Origin of the sequence: Sabulicella rubraurantiaca, assembly GCF_017355885.1 — a bacterium.
Lineage (GTDB): Bacteria > Pseudomonadota > Alphaproteobacteria > Acetobacterales > Acetobacteraceae > Roseococcus > Roseococcus rubraurantiacus.
On the sequence record NZ_JAFEUU010000002.1, the window covers coordinates 1 to 19300 of the forward strand.

Here is a 19300-nt window from a genome sequence, read left to right on the forward strand (position 1 = left end):
GGAAGCAATCTAAGAGCACCATCAGCGCCCGTCAACCACCTCAACCCCACCCCGCTTCCAGAACCCTCAGGAACCATCAGCGGCGTGGGGGGTATCTAGGCCTCGCACGCAGAACTGTCAAACGGCTAAGATATGCAATGAGGGAATGCGACATTGATCCAAATGTCAGCGGCTTAGCTATTGACCCTCGACGAAGCGCCTGACGCCGTGGAGTCCCACCGCCTCGCCGATCGCGACATCCCGCCGGACCCGGTTTGCGATGCCCACGACCTGCCAGGCATCCCTGATCACCGCGAGCAAGGGCGCCCCCGAGCTGCCGCGCGTGCCCGCACAATCATGGACGATCATGCCTCTCGCCATACCGAGGAACCGGCAGCCCACATCAGCCAGCAATTGTTCCGGCCGATCCTGCTGGTATCCGCCCAGCGCGAGCTCCACCCCGGGCGGCACCGCATGGGCCCAGGCGGGAAGCACCGGCCCCGTCAGCGGCTCAGCGAGGAGAAGGAGCGCCCAGTCGGAATCCGGTGGGCCGCTGGCATCAGGGCGATAACCTTCACCGGTCCGAAACCCGATGACGCGGCCATGGGCGGTGTACCGGCCGCGCTCATAGGCCTGCAGGAAATGCACGGAGCCGGGTTGGACCAACTGGCCACTTCGAGGCGAGACGAGGCAATGCGCCGCGGTCAGGACCAGCCGCGGCTCGACCAGCGTGCCGGTGCAACGTCCTCCCACCTCGGTCTGCACCCGTCCGATGGCACTCCAGGGCGCATGGCGCACATCCACGGGGCGGCGCGGATCGTCCACCCGGACGCCAGGCAGGTCCTTGCGCGGCGGGGGGTATTGCGCAGCGGCGGGCGCGGCCAGAAGCAAAGCCAGCACCGCTGCCGCGATCCTCAAGCCAGCAATTCCTCGACAAGGAGCGGAAGTTCCCGCGTCGCCGGCCCCCGGCGCCCCTCGGCGAAGCTGCTGGCCATGGCGCTTCGCTCCGGATTGATCTCAATCCCCCAGGCGCGCCGCGGGAGCATCCGCACGAAGCCTGCTGCGGGCCAGACCTGAGCGGAGGTGCCGATGGCGATGAACAGATCGCAGCCTTCCAACGCCGCCTCGATCTGCTCCATATGCAGAGGCGTCTCGCCAAACCAGACCACGTGCGGCCTGAGCCGGCCCTGGGTGCGACAGCTTGGGCAGGCGCTCTCGGAGGTGACAGGGCCCTCCCAGCGATCATCCGTCCCGCAGGCGAGACAGCGCACCCGCCGCAATTCGCCATGCATGTGCAGCAGCGCCTGACTGCCCGCGCGGTCGTGCAGGTCGTCCACGTTCTGCGTGACGAGCAGGAAGGAGCCCTTTCGCCACTCCCGCTCCAGCCGCACCAAGGCGTGGTGCGCGGCATTGGGCTCCACCTCGTGCAGCTGGGCGCGGCGCGCATTGTAGAAGGACTGGACGCGCTCCGGGTCGGCGGCGAAGGCCTCGGGCGTTGCGACCTCCTCCAGATTCACCTGGGACCAAATGCCGCCCAGGTCCCGGAAGGTGGCAAGGCCGGATTCAGCGGAAATCCCCGCCCCCGTCAGGACGACGATGTTCAATGCCGTCCGTGCCCCCCGGGACCGCGCGCCCCGGCCGCCTGGACCTGGAGGCGCGCCTCTATCTCCCCCGCCCGCTCGAAGCGGAGCGTGACGGGAATTTGCTCCCCTGGTGAGAGCGGCCGCGCCAGGCCGTAGAGCATCAGGTGCAGCCCGCCGGGCCGCAGCGTGACCACTGTTCCAGGCTGGACCTCGACCGCCTCCACCGGGCGCATCCGCATGACGTCGCCGTCGCGGATATGGTTGTGAAGCTCCACGCGCTGCGCCAGGGGGCTAGCAGCGCCGAGCAGACGGTCACCGGCGCCGGAGCGCAGGGTCATATAGCCTGCCCCGGTGGCCCCCTGCCCCGCGGCGCGCGTCCAGGCCTCCTCCACCGTGACGGCAGGCTGCGCGAGGGCGCCCTCTATTGGAACAGCGGCAAGCAGGGCAAGGAACAAGCGACGCGTCATTACGATTCATCCTTCTGGGCAGTATTCTGGGCGCGGGCGGCACGGGCCTCAATACGCCCGGCGTCGCGCGCCAGCAGGGCAGCGGCACGCGCCGCCGCCACGGGGTCGCCCTCGGCGCAAAGCCGTTCCAGCCGCGCGAGGCTGGCTGCCAGGGATTGCGCCTCGGCGGCGCTGGCACGCGGCCTAGCCGTCTCGATCGCCTCCGCGGCGCCGGCGGTGGCGCCGCGGCAGATCTCCGTCATCGCGGCTTCCATCTCCGCCGGGTCGCAGGCCAAGGCGACGGGCGCGGCCAGGAGGCACGCGGCAAGAAGGGCGCGCATCACCAGGGCACCAGCCGCAAGGTCGCGGCGGGCTGCCGGCTTCCGGCCTCCCCCGACCAGTCGTGACGGATACCGCCGGTGCAGATCTTGGCGACGGCGAAGCGCAGCACTTCGCCGGACCGGTCAGGAGTGCGGATCATCATGACGAACTCCTCGTAATAGGCATCGGAAAGAGGGCCGCCACGCCAGGCGATCGTCGCCGGCGCTTCGCGCACCAGTCCGTGGGCGGTCGGCACGGGTCGCGCCAGCGGGCGGGTCTCAATGGCAGTCTCCCAGCCCGGCTTGGGCATGGGACGCGCGGAGGGCACGTCCTCCGGAAGCGTGACCTCGATGGCGGTGGTGGGCTGGCCGGCGCAGCCATGCGGAACCGCGAAGGCGATGCGCGCATAGGACTGGGCGGGCACTTCGGGCGGCTGGACCGTGACATGGGCCGCGGCAGGCAGCGCGGCGAAGCCGAGCAGGGCGGTGAGGATCCTCATGGCAGGGATTCCTTCAGAAGCGCAGCCGAACGCCAGCATAGGCCGCACGGCCCGTCCCGGGTTCATAAAGTGCGGGGTTGCCCGTCGCGCGGGTTGTGACCGAGGCGCTGGAAATGTAGCGGCGGTCGGCGAGGTTGCGCGCCTCGAGGAAGGCGGAAAGCCGGCCATCGAGGAAATCCGCCCCAGCGCGCAGGCCGATCAGCGCATAGCTGTTCGTCCGCGTGGTGTTCGCGTTGTCCACGAAGAATCCCTCAGGCACGTATTCCAGGTTCGGCGCGATCCAGGCGCCGGAGCCATGGCGGTAGCGAAGTTCGGCCCGCAGCAGGTGCCGCGGCGCGCCGGGAAGCTGGTTGTCGCCGAAGCTCCGGTCGCCGTCGAATCGGAAATCGCTGAAGGCATAGGCGGCCCGCAGCGAGACCGCGTCGCCCTCCACCGCCACGTTCCGCGCCGCGGTCCAGCGTCCGGCCAGTTCGACGCCCTGATGGATGGTCCGGTCCGCGTTCTGCGCGAAGGAGGAGCCTTGGGTGGGGCCCTGGAAGAGCTGGATCTCCTTGCGGATCCAGGCGCGGTAGAGCGTCGCCTCGAAGTCGAGGGGACCGGCGATGCCCCGCGCGCCCACCTCCAGCGTCGTAGCGCGCTGGTCCTTCACCAGGGCGAAGCCGCCGAGCGGAACCAGGGCGACGAGGTCCGACAAGGTCGGCGGCTCGGTGGACCATGTCACGTTGCCGAAGAGCTGCAGCGTGTCCGTTGCCTGCCACAGCAGCCCGGCGCGCGGATTGATGAAACTGGTTCGCAGTGAGCCGCCAAGGGCCGGGTTCAGCCGGTTGTCCGATTGCCGCACCGCCTGCCCACCGGAGACCCCGGCGACGAGCGCAAGGTGCGGCAGGATGTAGAGGCTGTTCTCGGCATAGGCGTCCAGCGTCTGGGCCCTGTCGCGGGCAGAGAAAGTCTGTGCACCCCGCAACCCCGCGAGGTTCACGAAGCGCCGGTTGTCGTTGGTCCCGGCGGCGAAATTCACCCCTGCGACCAGACGGTTCCGGAACGCGCCCAACGTCCCGTCCCAGGTGATGCGACCGAAAGCGTTGAAGTCGTTGGTCCGGTTGTCGACGTACTGAAAGATCGGATGGTCGAGCTGCCGCGTCACCCAGGATCCGCCGAACTCCAGCACCGTGCCGGGCGCCACCCGCACCGCCGTGCGCGTGCCGAGGCGATAGCTCTCGATGTTGCGCTGGTAGTTGAGGGCGAGGTTGGTGGCGTTGGCGCGCCGCGGCGTTTGCAGGGCCTCGGAACGGGTGACGGTGCCGGGGATCTGCTGCGCGATGGCGTTGTAGGCGAGGAAGATCCGCGTCTCCGCATTGTCGGACCAGCGATAGGCGGCATTCGCGTTCATCCGGCCGCTATCGGACTTCGAGTGCTGGCGGAACCCGTCCTCCCGCCGCATCGTTCCGCTGACCCAGCCATCGACCGGCCCTGAAGAGGCTCCATAGGCGATTTGCCCGCGCAGCATCCCGAAGGAGCCGCCCTCGAAGCGCAGGAGGCCGCCCGGCAGGTCGCGGCCCGTCGGCGTCACGAAGTTGATGGCGCCGCCCAGGGTGTTGGCGCCCAGAGCGAAGGCGTTGCCGCCGCGCAGCACCTCGACGCGCTGGAAGACAAGCGGGTCCAGCTCCGCGAAATCACCGGAGCCGTCGGCCTGGTTTACCGGCACGCCGTCCTGGTAGAGCCGCACGCCGCGCAGGTGGAAGTTCCGCGCGAGGCCGGAGCCTCGGATGGAGAGCCGCGAATCCTCGCCCCATTTCGGCTGCGCGAAGACCCCGGGCACCCATTCGGTCATGTCGCGCAGCGTGGTCGTCCCCGGCCGTTCCAGGAACTCGGAGGCGGGCACCACCGTGTTGGCGCCGGGCGAGAGGCGGAGGCGGATCTCCGCTTCCTCGTTCGTCGGGACGGTCAGGCGCGGCGCGATGCCGGTGACGATGGTTTCGGGCAGCTGGTACTGGGCGGCCGCAGGCACCGCCAGGAAGAGCAGCGGCAGGGCCGCGCGCAGGGTTGGCAAGCTTCAGGGTCCATCAACATGAGCGCAGTTCGGCCCGCGCACGAGGACGCAGGCCGGCTTCGGCGTTCAGGTGATGGCGGGTGGGGCGCGGGAGCCGAGCGGGGGCGCGCGGGCGCGCGCGATGGGCGCTGCGAAGGAGGAGATCGGCTCGAAACGCGGCGCGACGTAGAGGACGGGCCGCCAGACAGAGGGCGGCGCCGGCAGCGAGACGGCAGGCAGGTCGGCGCAGACCGCGCAGATCCCGGACCCGGTCTTCGCCTCGTCATGATCGCCGAGGTCGAGCATCCGCATGCCCTCGGCCGTGCAGATCTCGACCAGAAGCGCCGGATCGCCCGCCATCGAGCGCAGGCAATGCGCCATCGCGACACCCGACTGAAGGAACAGCAGGGCGGCGAGCAGGCGCAGCAGAGGCTTGCGGAGGCGGGCCACGAACCCGCCTTACCGGATGGGTCCTCAGGCGGCCAGGGGGTAGTCCGCCTCCGGCGTGTAGACCGCCTGCTCCTTGCCCAGCTGCGAGGAGAAGAGGGTGAAGTGCTCCACCGTCACCGGCTCGCAGCGGAACAGGCTGTGGGTCTGGAGGAAATCGACCAGCTTCGGCACCGGAACCGCTTCCGCGCGACCCAGCGTGACATGCGGCGCGAAGCGGCGCTTCTCGGCCGGGAAGCCGGCGCGTTGCAGGGCCGTCTCGATCTTGGACTGGAGGTGCGAAAGCCCCGGCGTCCGCTCCGCCGTGACGTGCAGGGAATGGACCCGCCCCGCCTTCTCGAAGGTGCCCAGTCCCGCCAAGCGAAGCTCGAAGGGCTTGGCTCGGATCGCGGCCAGGGCCTCATCCACCTCTTCGGCCCGGTGCGCCGGGGTCTCGCCGATGAAGCGCAGCGTCAGGTGGTAATTGGCCGGTGGAACCCAGCGCATCCCCGGCAGGCCGCCAGCAAGCCCCGCAAGCCCGTCCCTCACGTCTTCCGGGAGGTCCAAGGCGACAAAGAGACGCATGACCGAGACCCCCTTCCCGATTCCCCTGCCCTATCCTGCGGGCGGCGTGGCGGCACGGTCCAGAAGTTCCTCAACCTGCGGCAGAATCGTCCGGACCATGCGGTCAACGCCCTGGGCATTGGGGTGGATGCCGTCGGCCTGGTTCAGGGCGCGCTCGCCGGCCACGCCCTCCAGGAAGAAGGGCATGAAGATCACGTTCCGCCGTTCCGCCGCACGGGCGAAGACCGCCTGGAATTCGCGCCCATACTCGGCGCCGAGGTTGGGCGGGGCATACATGCCGGCGAGCAGCACCGGGATGCGCCGCGCCTCCAGCCGGTCCAGGATGGTGTCGAGCGCAGCCGCCATGCGAGGCACCGGCAGGCCGCGCAGCCCATCATTCGCGCCCAGCGCCACGATCGCCGCGCGCGGATTCTCGGCCAGGAGCCAGTCGAGGCGCGAGGCGCCGCCAGCCATGGTGTCCCCCGACACGCCGCCATTGACGACCCGCACGTTGCGGCCCCGCTGGCGCAGCGCCGCTTCCAGCCGGGGCACGAAGCCCTGGCCCTGCGGCAGGCCGTAGCCGGCCGTCAGGCTGTCGCCCAGGGCGAGCAAGGTCATCTGCCCGCCCCCTTGCGCCAAGGCCGGCGCACCCATCATTCCCATTCCGGCCAGGATTCCAGTCTTTCGCAGCGCAGCGCGCCGACCATATGAACGTCCCATGGACAATCCAGACACCCCGCTGATCGCAGCGCGCGACCTTTCCTTCGAGGTGGGGGCGGCCGCACAGCGGGTCAACATCCTCAAGGGCGTCTCGCTGCGCGTGGATCGCGGCGAGGCGGTGGGGATCGTCGGCCCCAGCGGCTCGGGCAAGACGTCGCTGCTCATGCTGTTGGCGGGGCTGGAGCGAGCCACCGGTGGCTCGCTGCGCGTCGCGGGGCAGGACCTCTCGGCGATGGACGAGGAGGCGCTGGCCCGCTTCCGGCGCGACCAGGTCGGCATCGTCTTCCAGGCCTTCCACCTGATCCCGACCATGACGGCGCTGGAGAACGTGGCCATCCCGCTGGAGTTCGCCGGACGGAATGATGCCTTCGCCCGGGCAGAGGAGGCGCTGCGCCTCGTCGGGCTTGGCCGCCGGCTCGGGCACTACCCCGGCCAGCTTTCGGGCGGCGAGCAGCAGCGCGTCGCCGTGGCCCGCGCCTTCGTGGCGGCACCGAGCCTCCTTCTCGCTGACGAGCCGACCGGCAATCTGGACCGCGCCACCGGGACGCAGGTGATGGATTTGCTCTTCGGCCTGCGCGAGCGGCACGGCACAACGCTGGTCCTGATCACCCATGACCCGGCGCTGGCGGCACGCTGCCCCAGGCAGCTTCGCATCGAGGATGGGCGCATCGCCGCCGATTCCGCTGCCGTGAAGGTGGCGGCGGAATGACGAACGCGCTGCTGGGGTGGCGCCTCGCGCGGCGGGAGCTGCGCGGCGGCGTGCGGGGGCTGCGGCTGGTCCTGGCCTGCCTCGCCCTGGGCGTCGCGGCCATCGCGGCGGTCGGCACGCTTCGCGCGGGGGTCGAGGCCGGGTTGCGGGCGGATGGCGCCCGGATCCTGGGTGGTGATCTGGAGATCCGCGCCGGCTACCAGCCGGTGGACCCCGCCGTGCTGGATTGGGCGCGGGGGCGCGGCGCCGTCCTCTCCGAGGTGCGCCTGCTGCGCGCCATGCTGGTCGCGCCCGAGGGCGAGCGCATGCTCGTCGAACTGAAGGCAGTGGATGGCGCCTATCCGCTGGTGGGCGAACTGGGCCTCGACCCGCCCGGCCCGGTGGAGACGATCTTCGCCGAGCCCTCCGTGGCGGAGCGCCTTGCCCTTCGTCCAGGCGATGCAGTTCGGCTAGGCGATGCCACGCTGCGCTTCGGCGGCATCATCACCGAGGAGCCGGACAAGGTCGCCACCCCTACTATCTTCGGCCCGCGCGCGCTGATGCCCCTGTCGCTGCTGCCCGAGACCGGGCTGATCCAGCCAGGCAGCCTCATCAACCACGAATACCGGCTGCGCCTGCCGCCGGGCCCCGAGCCGCGCCGCTTCGCCGACGAGCTTCGCGCCGCCTTCCCCAACGCGCCCTGGCGGGTCCGCCTCGCCGAAGCGGCGGAGCCGGGGGTGAACCGGTTCCTGGACCGCGCCGCCTCCTTCCTGACGCTGGCGGGGCTGACTGCGCTGCTGGTGGGCGGCATCGGCGTGGCGACGGGAGTGCGCGCCTGGTTGGCTGCGCGGTCGCGCACCATCGCCACGCTGCGCTGCCTGGGGGCGCCGCAGGGCGCCATCCTCGCCGCCTATCTGTGGCAGGTGGCGGTGCTGGGCGCCGTGGGCATCGTGATCGGCCTTGCGGCTGGGTGGGGGCTGACTTGGCTGGCGGCCCAGGCCCTGGCCGGGGCGCTGCCGGTCCCGCCGCGGCTCGGGCTCTACCCGGCGCCGCTCGCGCTGGCGGCGCTGTATGGCGCGTTGACCGCGCTGTGCTTCGCGCTGTGGCCGCTCGGGCGCGCCGGGCGCATCCCCGGCGCCGCGTTGTTCCGTGATGCGGTGGCGGATTCCACGCGCTTCCCCGGCTGGGGTGTCGTCGCCGCCAATGCCGTGGCGGCCACCGCCCTGGTGGCGCTGGTGGTGCTGACGGCGGAGCAGCCCTTTTTCGCCGCTGCCTTCTGCGCCGGGGCGGTGGCGGCGCTGGCGCTGTTCCGCCTGGGGGCCACGCTGCTGATGGCGGGGGCGCGGCGCATCCGCGGTCTGCGCCGCCCCGAATGGCGCATGGGCCTCGCCAATCTTCACCGCCCGGGGGCAAGCACGCCGGTGATGCTGGTGGCACTCGGCCTCGGCCTCACTACCCTCGCCGCCATCGCGCAGATCGAGGGCAATCTGCGCAACGCTCTCGGCCAGGAGATGCCGGAGCGGGCGCCGAACTTCTTCTTCATCGATATTCAGCCCGACCAAGTGGAGAATTTCGACGCCCTCGCCCGTTCCGTGCCGGGGGTGGAGGAGGTGCGTCGCGTCCCCTCGCTGCGCGCCCGCGTCACCGCGGTGAAGGGCGTCCCGGCAGAGGAATGGCGCACCACGCCGGAAACCGCCTGGGCGCTGCGCGGCGACCGAGGCCTGACCTACAGCGCCACACCGCCTGAGGGGACGAGCGTCGTGGCCGGGCAGTGGTGGGATGCGAATTACCGCGGCCCCGTCCTCGTTTCCTTCGACGCGAATCTCGCGCGTGGCTGGGGGGTCGGGATCGGCGATACCTTGACCCTCAATGTGCTGGGCCGCGACATCGACATGACGATCGCCAATCTGCGCGAGGTGCGGTGGCGGTCGCTGGCGATGAACTTCACCCTGATCGCCTCGCCCGGCCTGCTCTCGGCGGCACCGCACACTCACATCGCCACGGTGAGGGGTGACCCGTCCCAGGATTCCGCGCTGCTGCGCCGGGTCACGGACGCGCTGCCCAACGTCTCCGGCATCCGCGTCCGCGAGGCTCTGGAGAAGGTCGGAGAGTTGCTGGAGCGCATCGGCACCGCCCTGACCGCCACCGGTTCCGTCACGTTGCTGGCCGGGGCGCTGGTGCTGGCGGGCGCGGTGGCCGCTGGGCAGGCGCGGCGCGTCCGAGAAGCCATCGTGCTGAAGGTGCTGGGTGCGGCGCGCGGCCAGATCCGAAGCGCCTTCCTCGTGGAGTTTGGCGTGCTGGGCCTGTTTGCCGGGGCACTGGCGGCTGCGGCAGGGACGGCGGCGGCCTGGGGCGTGGTACGCGGCATCATGGGCCAGCCCTTCATCTTCCTGCCGGGAACATTGGTGGCGACCGTGGCGGGATGCGTCACGCTCGTCCTGGCCTTTGGCTACGCCGGGACAGCTCTCGCCCTGCGTGTCCGGCCGGCGCCGATGCTCAGGAATGAGTGAGGTCGAACCGAATTAGATGGTTGATTCGGATTACAGACGTTCCATATTGTAGCTCCGCGGGCATCCGCCCGCTCTTCTTCCTTTGGAGGATCCAACACCCATGGCCTTTCAACCCGAATCGCGGTGGTCCAACCCGCTCGGGGCGACGCAGCAAGGATGGGGCCGTGGCGCCGCCGTTGACGCGGCGACCATTGACGCCGGGCTGCGCGCCTACATGCTGCGCGTTTACAACTGGATGGCCTCGGGCCTGCTCCTGACGGGCATCGTCGCCTACCTGATCGCGCATACCGGCCTTTCGGAGCTGTTCTACAGCGTGGTCCGGACACCGCGTGGCCTCGCCACGGCGCCCACGCTGCTGGGCTATGCCGCCATCTTCGCGCCGCTCGTCTTCGTGCTGGTGCTAAGCTTCGGCATCAACCGCATGAGCCGCACGACAGTCCAGGCCCTGTTCTGGACCTTCTGCGCGGTGATGGGCGCCAGTATGGCGAACATCTTCGTGGTCTACACGAAGACCTCGATCGCCAGCACCTTCTTCATCACGGCCGCGATGTTCGCCTCGATGAGCCTCATCGGCTACACGACGGGCCGCGACCTGTCGAAGATGGGCTCGATCATGCTCATGGGCCTGATCGGCATCATCCTGGCTTCTGTGGTGAACATCTTCCTGGGCTCGCCGGCCCTGGCCTTCGCCATCTCGGTAATCGGCGTGGTGGTGTTCTGCGGCCTGACGGCCTTCGACACGCAGCGCATCAAGAACGACTACATCGAGTACAGCTATGCCGAGGGCACGGACATCGCCGCCAAGCGCTCGGTGATGGATGCGCTGGGCCTCTACCTGAACTTCATCAACCTGTTCCAGCTGCTGCTGAGCTTCATGGGCGGCCGCAACCAGGAGTGAGTTGGCGGTCGGCAAGTCCGACGCAAAAAAGCCCGGCGGGGAACCCGCCGGGCATTTTCATGTCCAGAACCTTCATGTCCAGAACCTCGAAGCGGCTCAGTCGCCCGCTTCGGCCATCCTCCGGTCGTCGCGCCCACCCTCCATGTTGTCGAGGATCGGGCATTCCGGGCGCCCATCCCCGGCCGCGTGGTCCGCGAGGTGACGCAGCGACGCCGCGACGGCCTGCATCGAGCGGGCCTTCTCCTCCAGCGCTTCCACGTGGGACAGGGCGATCCGGCGCACCTCGGCGCTGTCGCGACCCTCATCCTGCCACAGCGCCAGGAGCTGCTTCACCTCCGCCAGCGGGAAGGCAAGGTCGCGCGCATGGCGGATGAACCGCAGCACGGCGACGTTCTGGGGCGTGTAGGAGCGGTAGTTGTTCGCCCGGCGCACAGGCTTCACCAGGCCGAGCGTCTCGTAGTGGCGGATCATCTTCGCGCTCACGCCGCTCTGCGCGGCGGCCTCGCCGATGTTCATCGCGGTGTCTCCTCTGCCGGTCGCCACCGCGCCAACACCAAGGCGTTGGCAAGGACGGAAACCGAGGACATTGCCATCACAGACCCGGCGACGGCCGGGTTCAGCATCCCAAACGCCGCAAGCGGCAAAGCTGCTGCATTGTAAACGAAGGCGAACAGCAAATTACCTTTAATTTTTTGGTAGGTCCGGCGGGCCACCGCCAAAGATTCCGATACGAGGGAAGGATCGCCACGAAGTAGTGTCACCGGCGCGGCGGCAATCGCGGCTTCCGTTCCTGTTCCCATCGCAATACCGAGGTCTGCCTTCGCCAGCGATGGGGCGTCATTCACACCGTCTCCCACCATGGCAACCTTCAATCCTTGACGCTGCCATTGGGCGATCCGCTCGAGTTTACCCTCCGGTAAGAGAGCCGCGGCGATGTCGGTCAGGCCCAGCCGTTCAGCGAGACCGCGTGCCGCCGCTTCGCTGTCACCGGTCAGCACTGCCACTCGCAGGCCACGCGCGCGCAGCGCCGCGATGGCCGGAGCCGCGCCGGGCTTCTCGGCATCCTCGAAGGCCAACAAGGCGATGACGCCTTTCCCCTCCTCCAGCAGCCAGGACAGGGTTCGGCCCTGCGCCGCCTCCCGCGCCGCCTCGGCAGCGAAGGGATCGGGGAGGCCGGATTCCCGCAGCGCCCGGGCCGAGCCGAGCAGAAGCGCGCGCCCTCCGACCGTTCCGCGCACGCCCCGCCCCGGCAGGGCGCGGAAATCCTGCACGGCAGGGGGCGTCCCAGGGGATGCAGCCAGCACGGCGCGCGCCAGGGGATGCTCGCTGCCCGCCTGCAACGCGGCGGCAAGGGCCAGTGCCCCCTCCTCCGCCGAGTGGATGGCGGCGAGGCGCGGCCGCCCTTCGGTCAGCGTCCCGGTCTTGTCGAAGGCGACCAAGTCGATATGGGCGCCGCGCTCAATCGTCTCGGCATCGCGGAGAAGGATGCCCGCCCGCGCCGCCGCGCCTGTCCCGGCCATGATCGCGGCCGGCGTGGCGAGGCCCAGCGCGCAGGGACAAGCCACCACCAGCACCGCAACGGCCGGTAGGATCGCCTCGCCCCAATCCGCCCCCGCCAGCTTCCAACCCAGCAGGGTCAGCGCCGCCAGGAGCACGACGCAGGGAACGAACACCGCCGAGACGCGATCCACCAGCTTCTGCACCGGCGCCCGGCTGGCCTGCGCGGCGGACACCATGGCGGCGACGCGGGACAGCGTGGTTTCCTCCCCCACGGCCGTCACCCGCATGACGAGGCGCCCGTCCAGCACGGTGGTGCCGGCGGAGAGACTGGTGCCCGGCTCCTTGTGGACGGGGCGGCTTTCTCCGGACAGGGCGCTTTCATCCACGCCGGCCTCGCCCTCCTCCACCGTCCCGTCGGCGGGGATGCGGCCGCCGGGGCGGATGGCCGCGCGGTCGCCCACGCGCAGCAACGGCGCGGGAATCTCCTCTTCGCGTCCCTCCGCGTCGAGGCGCAGCGCGGTGCGTGGGCGGAGCTCCAGCAGGGCACGGATCGCGGCGCCGGTCGCCGCCTTGGCCCGCCCTTCCAGCCACTTGCCCAGCAGGACGAAGAAGATCACCACCGCCGCCGCCTCGAAATAAAGGTGGTGCGCGTGCGGCTCCACCAGCAGGAACCAGAGCGAAAGGAAGAAGGCGGCGCTGGTGCCGAGCGCGACCAACAGATCCATGTTGCCGGTGCCCGAGCGCAACGCCGCCCAGGCGCCGCGGTAGAAGCGGAACCCGAAGCCGAATTGCAGCGGCGCCGCCAGGGCCAGCTGCCACCAGCCGCCGGGCATCCAGTCGCGCCCAAAGGCCATTCCCACCATGCCCCACAGGAAGGGCGCGGCGAGAAGCGCCGCCGCCAGCAGCTCCCATTCCGCGCGCCCGAAGCGCCGGGCCGGACCAGCCTCCTCGCTGGCCCGCGCATAGCCGGCGCGGCGCAAGGCGGCCTCGGCCACGGCCGGGTCGGTGCCCGCCACGACCCGCATCACCGCGCGGTTCCCGGCGAGGTTGGCGCGCGCCTCCAGCACCCCCGGCACCGCCGACAGCGCCTTCTCCACCCTCGCAGCGCAGGTGGCGCAGCTCATCCCCTCGATGCTCCAGTCCCAGGCCTCCTCGCGCAGCCCGTAGCCGGCGCGGGACAGGACACGGGCAATCTCCTCCAGCGGGGCCGCGCCTTCCAGGGCCACGCGGTCCTCCGCGAGGTTGACGCGGGCCGAGGCGACGCCCGGCAGGCGCGAGAGCGCCTTCTCGACACGCGTGGCGCAGCTGGCGCAGGTCATGCCGGAGACGGGAATGGTCATGCTCATGGGGAGGCATGTGGGGATTCTGGCGGCGCGACGGTCAAGCCGCCTGGACACCGAGCCCGGCGGGAGACAGATGGGTGGCATGCGCCGCATCGCGATCCCGCTTCTTCTCTCCCTCGCCTTCGCCGCCCCCGCGCCTGCCCAGGACGCGCAGGGCTTCCGCGTCGTGAACCGCGCCGGGGCCGACGCCACCCAGCTTTATGCCGTCCGCTCGCCGCGCGGGGCGCAGGGCGACTGGGGCGGCAATCTGCTCCGGCCCGACCGACCCCTGGGCGAGGGGCAGGGCTTCCGCGTCAATCCGGCCGCGGGCGCCGGGTGCCGCTTCGACCTGCGCCTTGTCCTGAACGATGGCCGCGAGGCCGTACTGGCGGACCAGGATATCTGCGCCAACCGCAACCTCGACTTCGCCACCACCTCCCGTCCCACGGCCCCGCCCCGGACGGCCCCGGCAGCCGTGCGCGCCGCCGGCCCGGCGAACCGTGACGTGCCGCTAGCCCAGCCGAACCAGCAGGCACGGCAGGTGTCGAGCGGGACCGGCTTCCTGGTCGCCGATGCGCGGGTGCTGACCAATCATCACGTCGTCGACAACTGCAACCGCGTCCTGCTGCGCACGCCGACCGGCCATTGGCTCGCCGCCACGCCCCCCGCGCGCAGTGACGCCGCGCTGGACCTGGCGCTGCTGAACGTGCCCGGGCTGACGGGGCCGGCCCTCGCCTTCCGGTCAGGCCCCGCGGTGAGGCGCGGCGAGGGCGTCGTGGCCTATGGCTTCCCGCTGGCGGGGCTGCTCTCGAGCGACCCGAAGCTGACGCGCGGCGAGGTGAACGGGCTGCGCGGCCTGGGCGACAACCCGAACCAGTACCAGATCAGCGCCGAGGTCCAGCCGGGCAATAGTGGCGGCCCCCTGGTGGACATGCAGGGCAATCTGGTCGGCGTGGTGGTCAGCAAGCTGAACGCCCAGGCGGTGAGCCGCCGCACCGGCGACATCGCGCAGAACGTGAACTTCGCGGTGCAGGGCAACACGGCCCGCGACTTCCTGCGCCGCGCCGGGGTGGAGCCGCGCATGGCCGACAGCTCCGGGCCCGATCGCTCCACCGCCGATGTGGGGGAAATCGCCCATCGCTCCACCCTGTTCATCCGCTGCGAAAGGTAGGCCCCTCCCCGGCTCCGCCCCGCCCTGCTAGCGTCCCGGACGACAAGTCAGGGAAGACGCCCATGCAACGACGCGCGATGCTCGCCGCGCCTGCCCTCGCGGCTGGCGGCGCCACCCTCGCGAGCCTTCCGGCCGCCGCGCAGGCGCCCCGGATCGTGAGCGAGGAGTTCATGGTGCCGGCGCGCGACAGCGGCATCGAGATCTTCGTCCGCAATAAGCGGCCGGAGACAATGACCAGCTTCACCCCCGGCCGTACCCTCATCATGGTGCATGGCGCGACCTATCCCGCGCACACTGCCTTCGATCTGCCGCTCGGCGGACTGTCCTGGATGGACTATATCGCCGGGCGCGGCTTCGACGTGTGGTGCATGGATATTCGCGGCTATGGTCGCTCTACCCGCCCGCCCGAGATGGCGCAGCCGCCCGAGGCCAACCCGCCCTTGGTGCGCGGCGAGACAGCGGTGCAGGACATCGCCGCCGTGTCCGAATTCGTGCGACAGCGCCGCTCCATCCCGCGCTGCGTCCATCTTGGATATTCCTGGGGCACCGCGCTGATGGGCCGCTTTGCCGCAGAGAACCAGGGGGCGGTCGAACGCCTCGTGCTCTACGCGCCGTCCTGGCTGCGGCAGAGCGCCTCGCTCACCGATCCGGGCGGCAATCTCGGTGCCTATCGCTTCGTGACGCAGGAAGCGGCGCGGTCACGGCTTGCTGCCGGCGTGCCGGAGGCGGCGCGGGCGAGCCTCGTCCCGGCCGGCTGGTTCGAGCATTGGGCCGGCGTCACCTGGGCCACCGACCCGGAAGGGCTGCGCCGCTCGCCGCCCGCGCTGCGCGCGCCCAATGGCAGCGTGGCAGATAGCCGCGAATACTGGAGCGCGGGCCGTCCCTTCTACGACCCGGCAAGAATCACGGCGCCGACGCTGCTCGTCCTCGGCGAATGGGACCAGGACACGCCGCCCTACATGGCCCAGACCTTGTTCCCCCTGCTCACCGCCAGCCCCGGCAAGCGCCTCGTGCTGCTGGGCGAGGGCACGCACGGCATGTGGATGGAGCGCAACCGCGGCGCCCTGTTCCAGGCCGTCCAGGTCTTTCTTGAGGAAGCTGCTGCCTAAGATGCTCGACAATCCCACGATCTGCTTCGCCCATGTCGCCTATCAGTGCGGCGCACGCTGGGAGGCGCGAGGCGCGCCGCACCCCTTCTTCGAGGTGCGCTCCCTGCCCGAGCTGGAGGCGCGCATCGGCGAGGCCGACGTGCTCGTGGTCAGCGGCCTGTGGCGCAACACCTTGCCCGCGCTGGCGCCGAAGCTGCGCTTCGTGCAGTCGCTCTCGGCCGGGACGGACCAGTACGACCGCGACGTGTTCCGCCAGCACAAGATCCGCCTCGCCTCCGCCGCTGGGGCCAACGCTGCGGCGGTGAGTGAGCATGCGCTCTCCCTGCTGCTCGGCATCACGCGCAACCTGTTCACAGCGCGCGACGACCAGCACCGCACGCACTGGTCGGGCATGAAGAGCGACTTCGCAGTGCGCGAGGACGAATTGGCCGGGAAGACCGCCATCGTGGTCGGTATGGGCCGCATCGGCGGGCGGCTGATCCGGCTGCTGAAGGCGCTGGACATGACGGTCATCGGCATCCGCGCCAATCCGAGCGCGGGCAAGGAGGGTGCGGACGAGGTGCACGCCCTCTCCGCCCTGCCGGAGATCCTGCCCCGCGCCGACGCCGTGCTGCTGGTCTGCCCGCTGACCGCCGAGACGACCGGGCTGATCAACCCCCGCACGCTGGGCGCGATGAAGCAGGGCGCCATCCTGGTGAACTGCGCGCGCGGCAAGGTGGTTGAGGAGGAGGCGCTGCTGGCGGCGCTGGAATCCGGAAAGCTCTCCGCCGCCGGGCTGGACGTGACGGTAGAGGAGCCGCTGCCCTCCGGCAGCGCCTTCTGGTCGCACCCGCGTGTCTTCCTGACGCCGCACACGGCGGGCGAAACGCGCAAGTACGAGGACAACGTGCTCGACCTGATGCAGGAGAACCTGCGCCGCCTCCGGGCCGGCCAGGATCTGGTGAACGCAGTCGTCTGATGTCGGGCACGGAGGAGGCGATCCGCGCGATCCGGGATGATTCGCGCTTCCAGTCCGCCTGCATGGTGATGCGGGAGGAGCATGGGCGGACGGTGGAGGACATCATCCGCCTCACCGAGATCCCCGCGCCGCCCTTCGGCGAGGGGCCGCGCGCCGCCGCTTATCTGGAGATGCTGCGCGACCACGGGCTGGAGGAATGCCGCCAGGACGAGGTGGGCAACGTCATGGGGCTGCGCCGGGGCTTCGGCAATGGCGACATCCTGGTGGTCGCGGCGCATCTCGACACGGTCTTCCCTGCGGACACCGACGTGCGCGTGCGGCGGGAGGGGACGAAGCTCATGGCCCCCGGCGTGGGCGACGACACGCGTTCCCTTGCCGTGAACCTCGCCTTCCTCCGCGCCATGGACCGCGCCGGCATTCGCACGCGCCATGACATCCTGTTCCTGGGCGATGTGGGCGAGGAAGGGCTGGGCGATCTGCGCGGCGTCCGCCACTTCTTCGAGACCCATCCGCAGCGGTCGCGCATCCGCGGCTTCCTGACCGTGGACAGCCCGGAGGTAGACCGCATCGTCACCGGCGGCATCGGCTCCAAGCGTTTCCGCGTCACCTTCCGCGGCCCGGGCGGGCATTCCTTCGCCGCCTTCGGGCTGGTGAACCCGGTCTATGCCATGGCCGATGCCGCGCGTGCCCTCGCCGCCATGCCCGTCCCGCGCGAGCCGGTGACGACGCATTGCGTCAGCGTGATCTCGGGCGGCACTTCCATCAACGCCATCCCGGAGACGGCGGTGATGGAGGTGGATCTCCGCTCCGCCTCCGCCGAGGTGCTGGGCAAGCTGGAGGCGGATTTCCTGGCCGCGGTGGATGCCGCCGTGGCAGCCGAGAACGGCGCGCGCAGCGGCGGATTGAAGGTCGAGCTGCAACGCGTCGGCGACCGCCCGGCCGGGCATACGCCCAATGGCGCGCCCATCGCGCGCCTCGCCTCCGCGTCCGTGGCGGCGGAGGGCTACCAACCCTCCTTCGAATGGTCCTCCACCGACGCCAACGTGCCGATGAGCTTCGGCATTCCCGCGCTGCGCATCGGCTCGGGCGGGCGGGGCGGGCGGGCGCATTCGCTGGAGGAGTGGATCGACGTGGAGGAGGAGGAAAGCCTGCGCGGCATGCGGACCAGCCTCGCCACCATCCTCGCCCTCGCGGAAATGGAGACCAGCCGATGAAGCTTGTCGTGCGGATGTCCGACGTCACGCCCTACTCGCCTGCGAACCATCACGGCACGGTGAACCATCGCCTTATCGCACCCGAGACGGTGGGCGACACCAAGATCGAACTGCTGCACGGGCATTTGCAACCCGGCGGCTCGGCCCTGCCGCACGCGCATCCGGGGCTCGACCAGGTCTGCTACCTGCTGGAGGGGCGCGCCCGCGTCTCCTGCCGCGGCGTGGTGGAGGAGATGAATCCGGGCGATGCGTGCCATTTCCCGGCGGAGTGCGAGCACACCTTCGAGGTCCTCGGGGACTCGCCGGTCCGCGTGCTGGTGATCTATTCTCCGCCCTATGGAGAGGATCCCGCCAAGGTGGTCCGCCGCTGAGGAGGAATACGCCATGACCCCGCGCCGCGCCCTGCTTCTGGCCCCGTTGGCGACACCGCTCGCCATCCCCGCCCTGGCGCAGCAGTCGGAGTGGCGGCCCAACCGGCCCATCACGCTGATCGTGCCCTTCGCGGCGGGCTCCGGCACCGATGCCGTGGCGCGCATTCTCGCGCAGATGCTGTCGCAGGAGATGGGCGGCGCGACGATCACCGTGGACAACCGCGCCGGCGCCAACGGCACCATCGCCGCGCGCGCGGTGATGCAGTCGCCGCCGGACGGGCACACGCTCTTCGTCACCACCAACACGACGCATGCCGCCAATCCCTGGCTGTTGCGCCGCATGGACTACGACCCGATCAACGATTTCACGCCGATCAGCCGCCTCGGCAACTACGTGTTCTGGCTAACCGTCGGTCCCGAGGTCCCGGCTCGCAACCTGCGCGAGTTCCTGGCGCTGGCGAAGGCACGGCCTGGCCAGATTTCCTACGCCTCGGGCAATGGCACCGGCATCGTGGCGGGTGCCACCATCGCCCGCATGGGCGGGGTGGACATGCTGCACGTCCCCTATCGCTCAACGCCGCCCGCCATCACCGATGTCCTCGCCGGACGCGTCCATTCCATCGTGGTGGATCTGACGCCCAGCCTGGGTCACGTGCGCGATGGGCGGCTGCGTGCGCTCGGCGTCACCAGCGCCCAGCGTTCGGCCCTGATCCCCGACGCGCCCACCTTGTCGGAAGAGGGGCTGACAGGCTTCGACCTGCTGTCCTTCGCTGTGCTGCTCGGCCCGGCCCGCATGGCGCCGGAAGTCACTTCCGCCTTCGCCTCGGCCATGCGCCGTGTCGGCGCCAAGCCGGAATACCGCTCGCGCCTCGCCGAGGTGGGGTTCGACGGCATGACCTCCACGCCCGATGAGGTCGGGGCCTTCATCCGTCAGCAGATTGCCGCCTGGGGCGAGATGATCCGCGGCGCCGGGATCGAGCCGGAGTGACGCG

General features: G+C 70.4%; 20 protein-coding genes. 9 read left to right on the plus strand and 11 right to left on the minus strand.

The features are described 5' to 3' along the window. Positions 1-177: 177 nt before the first annotated feature. The 9 genes from JTJ31_RS03975 to JTJ31_RS04015 form a co-directional block, all read right to left on the minus strand. Positions 178-897 carry a trypsin-like serine peptidase gene (locus tag JTJ31_RS03975; RefSeq protein ID WP_207537328.1) on the minus strand — a complete coding sequence of 240 codons (720 nt, stop codon included), beginning with the start codon at positions 895-897 and terminating at the stop codon, positions 178-180. After that, positions 894-1583: an NAD-dependent deacylase gene (locus JTJ31_RS03980; protein ID WP_207537329.1), complete on the minus strand. Its 690-nt coding sequence runs from the start codon at positions 1581-1583 to the stop codon at positions 894-896. Before JTJ31_RS03980 ends, JTJ31_RS03975 begins: the two co-directional genes overlap by 4 nt. Further along, positions 1580-2029: a copper chaperone PCu(A)C gene (locus tag JTJ31_RS03985; protein ID WP_207537330.1), complete on the minus strand. Its 450-nt coding sequence runs from the start codon at positions 2027-2029 to the stop codon at positions 1580-1582. Before JTJ31_RS03985 ends, JTJ31_RS03980 begins: the two co-directional genes overlap by 4 nt. Beyond that, on the minus strand, positions 2029-2349 hold the full coding sequence (locus tag JTJ31_RS03990; protein ID WP_207537331.1) for a hypothetical protein: 321 nt from the start codon (positions 2347-2349) through the stop codon (positions 2029-2031). The genes JTJ31_RS03985 and JTJ31_RS03990 overlap by 1 nt, the downstream gene beginning before the upstream one ends. Beyond that, the gene (locus JTJ31_RS03995) at positions 2349-2828 is read right to left on the minus strand and encodes a YcnI family copper-binding membrane protein (RefSeq protein ID WP_207537332.1); all 480 of its coding nucleotides are present in this window, start codon (positions 2826-2828) and stop codon (positions 2349-2351) included. The genes JTJ31_RS03990 and JTJ31_RS03995 overlap by 1 nt, the downstream gene beginning before the upstream one ends. A 13-nt stretch (positions 2829-2841) precedes the next feature. Then, positions 2842-4878: a TonB-dependent receptor family protein gene (locus JTJ31_RS04000; protein WP_207537333.1), complete on the minus strand. Its 2037-nt coding sequence runs from the start codon at positions 4876-4878 to the stop codon at positions 2842-2844. Positions 4879-4944: 66 nt separating this feature from the next. After that, positions 4945-5307, minus strand: coding sequence for a DUF2946 family protein (locus tag JTJ31_RS04005; protein ID WP_207537334.1), 363 nt, complete (start codon positions 5305-5307; stop codon positions 4945-4947). A gap of 24 nt (positions 5308-5331) precedes the next feature. After that, positions 5332-5868: an RNA 2',3'-cyclic phosphodiesterase gene (gene thpR, locus JTJ31_RS04010; RefSeq protein ID WP_207537335.1), complete on the minus strand. Its 537-nt coding sequence runs from the start codon at positions 5866-5868 to the stop codon at positions 5332-5334. A 30-nt stretch (positions 5869-5898) separates the two neighbouring features. Further along, positions 5899-6465 (minus strand): arylesterase, encoded by a 567-nt coding sequence (locus JTJ31_RS04015; protein ID WP_328805662.1) that lies wholly within the window; start codon positions 6463-6465, stop codon positions 5899-5901. 100 nt (positions 6466-6565) lie between these two features. On the opposite strand from JTJ31_RS04015, the gene JTJ31_RS04020 reads away from it, so the two are divergent. The 3 genes from JTJ31_RS04020 (at position 6566) to JTJ31_RS04030 (ending at position 10663) form a co-directional block, all read left to right on the plus strand. Beyond that, positions 6566-7276, plus strand: coding sequence for an ABC transporter ATP-binding protein (locus JTJ31_RS04020; protein WP_207537337.1), 711 nt, complete (start codon positions 6566-6568; stop codon positions 7274-7276). Then, a complete protein-coding gene (locus tag JTJ31_RS04025; RefSeq protein ID WP_207537338.1) occupies positions 7273-9765 on the plus strand; it encodes an ABC transporter permease in 2493 nt (830 codons plus the stop codon). The genes JTJ31_RS04020 and JTJ31_RS04025 overlap by 4 nt, the downstream gene beginning before the upstream one ends. A gap of 100 nt (positions 9766-9865) precedes the next feature. Beyond that, complete coding sequence (locus JTJ31_RS04030; RefSeq protein ID WP_207537339.1) at positions 9866-10663, plus strand: Bax inhibitor-1/YccA family protein; 798 nt, start codon at positions 9866-9868, stop codon at positions 10661-10663. 96 nt (positions 10664-10759) lie between these two features. Here the strand turns inward: JTJ31_RS04030 and JTJ31_RS04035 are convergent, their stop codons facing one another. Further along, the gene (locus JTJ31_RS04035; RefSeq protein WP_207537340.1) at positions 10760-11179 is read right to left on the minus strand and encodes a MerR family transcriptional regulator; all 420 of its coding nucleotides are present in this window, start codon (positions 11177-11179) and stop codon (positions 10760-10762) included. Then, positions 11176-13509, minus strand: coding sequence for a heavy metal translocating P-type ATPase (locus JTJ31_RS04040; RefSeq protein ID WP_207537341.1), 2334 nt, complete (start codon positions 13507-13509; stop codon positions 11176-11178). The genes JTJ31_RS04035 and JTJ31_RS04040 overlap by 4 nt, the downstream gene beginning before the upstream one ends. 79 nt (positions 13510-13588) lie before the next feature. Between JTJ31_RS04040 and JTJ31_RS04045 the strand changes: the two genes are divergently transcribed. The 6 genes from JTJ31_RS04045 (at position 13589) to JTJ31_RS04070 (ending at position 19296) form a co-directional block, all read left to right on the plus strand. Next, a complete protein-coding gene (locus JTJ31_RS04045) occupies positions 13589-14656 on the plus strand; it encodes a S1C family serine protease (RefSeq protein WP_207537342.1) in 1068 nt (355 codons plus the stop codon). 62 nt (positions 14657-14718) lie between these two features. Beyond that, positions 14719-15765 (plus strand): alpha/beta hydrolase, encoded by a 1047-nt coding sequence (locus JTJ31_RS04050; RefSeq protein WP_207537343.1) that lies wholly within the window; start codon positions 14719-14721, stop codon positions 15763-15765. 1 nt (position 15766) lies between these two features. Continuing rightward, positions 15767-16723 carry a D-2-hydroxyacid dehydrogenase gene (locus JTJ31_RS04055; protein WP_207537344.1) on the plus strand — a complete coding sequence of 319 codons (957 nt, stop codon included), beginning with the start codon at positions 15767-15769 and terminating at the stop codon, positions 16721-16723. After that, the gene (locus JTJ31_RS04060) at positions 16723-17937 is read left to right on the plus strand and encodes a M20/M25/M40 family metallo-hydrolase (RefSeq protein WP_207537345.1); all 1215 of its coding nucleotides are present in this window, start codon (positions 16723-16725) and stop codon (positions 17935-17937) included. Before JTJ31_RS04055 ends, JTJ31_RS04060 begins: the two co-directional genes overlap by 1 nt. Continuing rightward, positions 17934-18308, plus strand: coding sequence for a cupin domain-containing protein (locus JTJ31_RS04065; RefSeq protein WP_207537346.1), 375 nt, complete (start codon positions 17934-17936; stop codon positions 18306-18308). The genes JTJ31_RS04060 and JTJ31_RS04065 overlap by 4 nt, the downstream gene beginning before the upstream one ends. Before the next feature lie 13 nt (positions 18309-18321). After that, complete coding sequence (locus JTJ31_RS04070) at positions 18322-19296, plus strand: Bug family tripartite tricarboxylate transporter substrate binding protein (RefSeq protein WP_207537347.1); 975 nt, start codon at positions 18322-18324, stop codon at positions 19294-19296. The last annotated feature ends 4 nt before the right edge of the window (positions 19297-19300 follow it).

Coding starts and splice junctions, on each gene's coding strand:
- JTJ31_RS04040 (WP_207537341.1), bottom strand. CDS start 13,509: ATGAGCATGACCATTCCCGTCTCCGGCATGACCTGCGCCAGCTGCGCC.
- JTJ31_RS04050 (WP_207537343.1), top strand. CDS start 14,719: ATGCAACGACGCGCGATGCTCGCCGCGCCTGCCCTCGCGGCTGGCGGC.
- JTJ31_RS04055 (WP_207537344.1), top strand. CDS start 15,767: ATGCTCGACAATCCCACGATCTGCTTCGCCCATGTCGCCTATCAGTGC.
- JTJ31_RS04015 (WP_328805662.1), bottom strand. CDS start 6,465: ATGACCTTGCTCGCCCTGGGCGACAGCCTGACGGCCGGCTACGGCCTG.
- thpR (WP_207537335.1), bottom strand. CDS start 5,868: ATGCGTCTCTTTGTCGCCTTGGACCTCCCGGAAGACGTGAGGGACGGG.
- JTJ31_RS04030 (WP_207537339.1), top strand. CDS start 9,866: ATGGCCTTTCAACCCGAATCGCGGTGGTCCAACCCGCTCGGGGCGACG.
- JTJ31_RS04065 (WP_207537346.1), top strand. CDS start 17,934: ATGAAGCTTGTCGTGCGGATGTCCGACGTCACGCCCTACTCGCCTGCG.
- JTJ31_RS03985 (WP_207537330.1), bottom strand. CDS start 2,029: ATGACGCGTCGCTTGTTCCTTGCCCTGCTTGCCGCTGTTCCAATAGAG.
- JTJ31_RS03990 (WP_207537331.1), bottom strand. CDS start 2,349: ATGCGCGCCCTTCTTGCCGCGTGCCTCCTGGCCGCGCCCGTCGCCTTG.
- JTJ31_RS04070 (WP_207537347.1), top strand. CDS start 18,322: ATGACCCCGCGCCGCGCCCTGCTTCTGGCCCCGTTGGCGACACCGCTC.
- JTJ31_RS03995 (WP_207537332.1), bottom strand. CDS start 2,828: ATGAGGATCCTCACCGCCCTGCTCGGCTTCGCCGCGCTGCCTGCCGCG.
- JTJ31_RS04025 (WP_207537338.1), top strand. CDS start 7,273: ATGACGAACGCGCTGCTGGGGTGGCGCCTCGCGCGGCGGGAGCTGCGC.
- JTJ31_RS04020 (WP_207537337.1), top strand. CDS start 6,566: ATGGACAATCCAGACACCCCGCTGATCGCAGCGCGCGACCTTTCCTTC.
- JTJ31_RS04045 (WP_207537342.1), top strand. CDS start 13,589: ATGCGCCGCATCGCGATCCCGCTTCTTCTCTCCCTCGCCTTCGCCGCC.
- JTJ31_RS04035 (WP_207537340.1), bottom strand. CDS start 11,179: ATGAACATCGGCGAGGCCGCCGCGCAGAGCGGCGTGAGCGCGAAGATG.
- JTJ31_RS04060 (WP_207537345.1), top strand. CDS start 16,723: ATGTCGGGCACGGAGGAGGCGATCCGCGCGATCCGGGATGATTCGCGC.